This is a genomic window from Frankia sp. CcMO1, from assembly GCF_977945845.1.
The window spans coordinates 1-4248 of record NZ_CDWTMG010000327.1; the positions used below are offsets into that span (position 1 = coordinate 1).

Annotated in this window: 5 protein-coding genes and 1 other RNA gene; 5 read left to right on the forward strand and 1 reads right to left on the reverse strand. The window is 70.4% G+C overall.

Translation table 11 applies throughout. The annotated features are described in order from the left end of the window. A partial coding sequence (locus AC08OU_RS23105; RefSeq protein WP_476605789.1) for a PAS domain-containing protein occupies positions 1–580 on the reverse strand: 580 nt, incomplete at its 3' end. A gap of 386 nt (positions 581–966) precedes the next feature. Here AC08OU_RS23105 and ssrA point away from each other — a divergent pair. The 5 genes from ssrA to AC08OU_RS23130 all read left to right on the forward strand — a co-directional run bounded on the left by ssrA (position 967) and on the right by AC08OU_RS23130 (position 4088). Beyond that, positions 967–1337: a transfer-messenger RNA gene (gene ssrA / locus AC08OU_RS23110) on the forward strand. An 85-nt stretch (positions 1338–1422) separates the two neighbouring features. Beyond that, positions 1423–1581, forward strand: a complete 159-nt coding sequence (locus AC08OU_RS23115; protein WP_476605790.1) for a hypothetical protein — start codon at positions 1423–1425, stop codon at positions 1579–1581. Positions 1582–1770: 189 nt separating this feature from the next. Next, a complete protein-coding gene (locus tag AC08OU_RS23120) occupies positions 1771–2748 on the forward strand; it encodes a hypothetical protein (RefSeq protein ID WP_476605791.1) in 978 nt (325 codons plus the stop codon). Between the two features lie 144 nt (positions 2749–2892). Next, positions 2893–3555: a hypothetical protein gene (locus AC08OU_RS23125; RefSeq protein ID WP_476605792.1), complete on the forward strand. Its 663-nt coding sequence runs from the start codon at positions 2893–2895 to the stop codon at positions 3553–3555. 23 nt (positions 3556–3578) lie between these two features. Next, the gene (locus AC08OU_RS23130; RefSeq protein ID WP_476605793.1) at positions 3579–4088 is read left to right on the forward strand and encodes a SigE family RNA polymerase sigma factor; all 510 of its coding nucleotides are present in this window, start codon (positions 3579–3581) and stop codon (positions 4086–4088) included. The last annotated feature ends 160 nt before the right edge of the window (positions 4089–4248 follow it).

Consider the following 4248-nt stretch of genomic DNA (forward strand, 5'->3'; position numbering starts at 1 on the left):
GTGGGGGAGTGGCCACCGGGGGTGTGCCGATCGGGCGCGGCCCCGGCGCCGGTACGCGAGCGCGGCCGGGCCCGCCGTCGATGGGGTTCTCGCCCGGGGGAGGAGCATCGACGATCGACACGACCCACCACGGTCCGTTCAGGTCGGCGTGCCCGCCCTGGGCGTCGAGCGGCGCGACGGCGACCGACAGCCACCGCGCCGCCGATCCGGGCCGGACCACGCCGATCATGTGCCGCCGGGCGCGGGGGCCGGCGCGCCCGCTGCGCTCCCCCGGAATGATCGAATCCGGGAGGCCGAAGCCGTGCCAGGGCAGGCCGTTCTCCCGCAGCACCGTGACTCCCTCGAACGGGTCCGGCCGGCCCGTGGGGGCTCTCGAGTCCGGGCCCAGCATCGCCGCCGCCACGCTGTTGGCCTCGATCACCTTTCCATCGCCGTCGATGACGAGGAGTCCCTCGTCCAGCGCGGTGAACAGAAGGGTCGCGGCGGGCGTCAGCGCCGATCCGCCGTTCAGTGGACCGGGGGCGTCTATGTCGACGATCTGCAACCGTTTCTCGGCAGCGCCGTCCCCCGTTTGAGTCACTATGTGCACTCTCCGTGGTTTTCTGGTGACGTGTCTTACTGCTCGCTGCGGTCAGTGATTCAGAGGTGGACAGACTAGGGGGAGTGATGTGATCCACGCCATAAATTGGGTGTTATGGATGTGGCTGGGCAGGTTCGGATGGATGTGACGGGGTGGAATCGGGCAGCCCAATGCCCGATCGGCCGGTCACGGTGCCGACCGCCCGGGCGATACGCTGTGGGACCGCCGGGCTTCGTATCGGGGCCATCCCTGTTCACGATCTCCGGGAATGCTCGACGCCGCCAGCGACGTTGAGCGTGGTGGCAACACCGCAGGTTGACAACTGAAGAGAGCGGATCGACGTACCTGCTCGCGGCAATCCTCGGAGCGGGACTCGAGCTGTCATCGGGGGTGACAGGTTTCGACGGTGGACGTCGTTCCAGGGGAAGCGGGCCGAGTAGGCGACGTGATCTCGATAATCCTCGTCGCAAACCAATAGGTGCCAACGCAAACAGCACCGACCTCACCCTCGCCGCCTGAGCGAGTTTTGAGGTCCGTCAGCCCGGGAGTGCCTTCGGCCCGGTAGCTGACGTCAGCTAGAAGGCCACTGCCTGAGGGTCCGGTCGCGGGACCCGAGGGAACACCAACAGCGACTGAGCCCGGCTCGGCGACTCGCCTGTGTGATCGCCGGGGCTGAGAAAGGCCATAGCAGGCTGCGCCCGGAGAAGTCCTGGTCCCACGCCATCGGACGCGGGTTCGATTCCCGCCACCTCCACGTTTGGTTCGCAAATGCGAACCGGCGTCCCCGATCCCCGAGTCGCGCGCGGCTCGGGGATCGGCGTTTTGGGGACCAGGTAGGTGGGGTGGGCCTGCCAGTCGGTGCTGATCTCGATGCGGTGGATGAACTGCCCGAGCAGGTGCTTCACGGCGATCGGGTCACCGCGATCCAGCGCGTCGTGAACCTTCGTGACGGCGTCGTCGAGCAAGTCGGCGTCCGGGACGGCGGGCGTCACGGCCTGTAGCTGGGCGGTGAGGTCGACCTGGTGGGCGATGAGTTGGTCTCGCTGGGCGGTCAGGTCGGTCACACGTTCGGCGCACAGTGAGGCCGGCATCGTGCCGGCTTCAAAGGCCTGCAGGTACCGGTCGAGGGCGGCGGTGGTCTCGCGCAGTTGCTTCTCGGTGCCGGCCAGGTCGGCTTCGAGGTTGGGCCGTTGGGTGGCGGCTTCGGCCAGGGCCGCCTGGAGGCCGGTTCTGAAGAGGCCTTGATCGCCGTAGGTCGTCTGGAACGATGTCAGGACCTGCGCGGCGGGCCGCCGCCGGACAACCCGTGGCTTGCGTGGGCGCTGCACCTGGCGCACACCACCGCCGAGGTCCGCGGCTGGCGGCCGTCCTTGCGCCGCAGCGCGCAACGCGCGCTGGTGATGCTGCTGGCCGGCCACCACGACGGTGACCGGATCCGGGTCAGCGACTTCCGGCCCATCCTCATCCGGCACAGTACGAACCCCGACCACGTGGTCGAGATCCTCACCACGATGGGCGTCGTGCACGACGACCGGCCCACGGTGCTGCAGCCCTGGTTGGAGCGCCGGCTCGCTCCGCTCGCCGCGTCGGCTCCCTCGCTCGCCCGGGACATCCACGCCTGGGCCCTGGTCCTGCTTGGCGGTGGCCCTCGCCGCCGGCCGCGCAACCCTGCGACCGTCCGCAACTACGTCAAAGCGGCTCTGGCCGCTGCCCACGACTGGGCCGGCCGCTACGACCACCTGCGCGAGGTCACCCGCGATGACCTCAACGAGCACCTCGACGGCCTCGACAGCCACGCCCGCCGGCTCGCCACCACCGCACTGCGGTCCCTGTTCGGCTGGGCCAAGCAGACCAAGCTGATCTTCGCGAACCCGGCCGCCCGGATCCGGCACCCACCCAAGAGCACCGCGCTCTGGCAGCCGCTGCCGCCCGAGCAACTCGCTGCGAGCCTCGCCGCAGCCGACACCCTGCACGCCCGGCTCTGCGTCGTCCTGGCCTGTTACATACAGACCGTACGGCAGCGTCTTCCGGGATGCTGCCGTACGGGCTTTCTGGGGGTTCCCTTGGCATGGAGATGCGCGGCATCGGTAAGGCCGGCGCGCGCACGGTGCCGTCGGCGGTGCGCGGCGCCTTCAAGCGCGACGGCAAGGTCCGCGCCGAGGCAATGAGCCTCATCATCCGCGGCTGACACCGTGACCGGCGTCACTGCCCGGGATCGATATTCCGCGAAACCGGCTCCCCGCCGTACGCGTGTTGAGGGCACGTCGACGCCAGGTCGACGCGACCGCACCGCGACCGATGAGGAGTACGACATGGGCACGGCGAAGTGGATCACCGGGGCAGCGATGGTGGCCTGCACGGGCATGATCGGGTACGCCCTGATGCAGGGCGAGGCCGGCGCGGCCGAGCAGCCGTCCGCGGCCCCGGCGGCGGGGAGCGTCGCCGGCAAGGCCGCGACGGCCAAGGCGCCCGCGCAGAAGGCGGCCGGCGGCGCGGCCAAGCAAAAGGCGGCGGCCGCGGCGAAGAAGTCGGGCGTGTTGTCCGGCAAGCGCCAGGTCGCCATTGTGCGTGTGCAGTCGTTCGAATCGGCGGTGTCGCTGCTCGACGACGGGCGGCTCACCGAGGTCGACGGGGACGAGGGTCGCACCCTGTTCGTGCCGACCCCGCTCGGCGGCGGCAAGTACCTGATCAAGGCGTTCCCGGAGACGGGCAACGACGAGCCGCTGTGCTGGAGCCTCTATAATCCGCACTCCACCGAGCCGCTCACCGTCCGGGCGGCTGCCTGCGACGCGTCCAAGGCCGACCAGAAGTTCACGATCACGGCGCAGGGTAAGGTCTACACGATCAAGAACGGCGACGCCTACCTGCAGTCCTCCACCCGTTACGGGCTCATCCTGGAGGAACTGGGGGACGCGCCGCTCGACACGACCTTCCGCCTCATCGACAACGGCCCCGCCCCCACGTACGGCGACTGACCCTGGAGTTCCGCGGATAACCGATGCAGAGCAGTGACGAATTCGACGCCTTCTACGCCGCGTCCTCGCGCCGGGTGCTGAGCCAGGTGTACGCCATGATCGGCAACCGGGTCGAGGCCGAGGACGCGGTGGCGGAGGCGTACGTCAAGGCGTGGAGCCGGTGGTCGGCCGTCCGCGAGACGGGGAACCCGGAGGCGTGGGTGCGCCGCGTCGCCTACCGCACCGCGGTGAGCGCGTGGCGCAAGGCGGTGAACCGCCTCCGGGCCCACCACCGCGACGCCGCGGACGAGCACCTCGAGGCGGTCGGCCCCGACCACGTCGCCATTGTCAGCGCCCTGCGCCGCATCCCCGCCGACCAGCGCCGCGTCATCGTCCTGCACCATCTCACCGGGCTCAGCGTCGCCGAGATCGCGGCCGAGGTGGGGGCATCCCCTAACACCGTCAAGACGTGGCTCGCGCGCGGCCGGCGCGCCATGGCCGAGCATCTGGACGAGGAACCCACGCCGACGGGGAGGAGGGGCGATCATGCCTGACCGCGACATCGACGATCTGCTGCAGACGCTGGCCGGCGACATGCAGCGCACGGGCCGGGTCGCGCCCGCCGCCGACATCCGGCGCCGCGGCGACGTGCGGCGCCGCCGCCAGTCCGTCGCCGCCGCGGCGGCCAGCGCCGCGGCGATCGCCGCGATCACC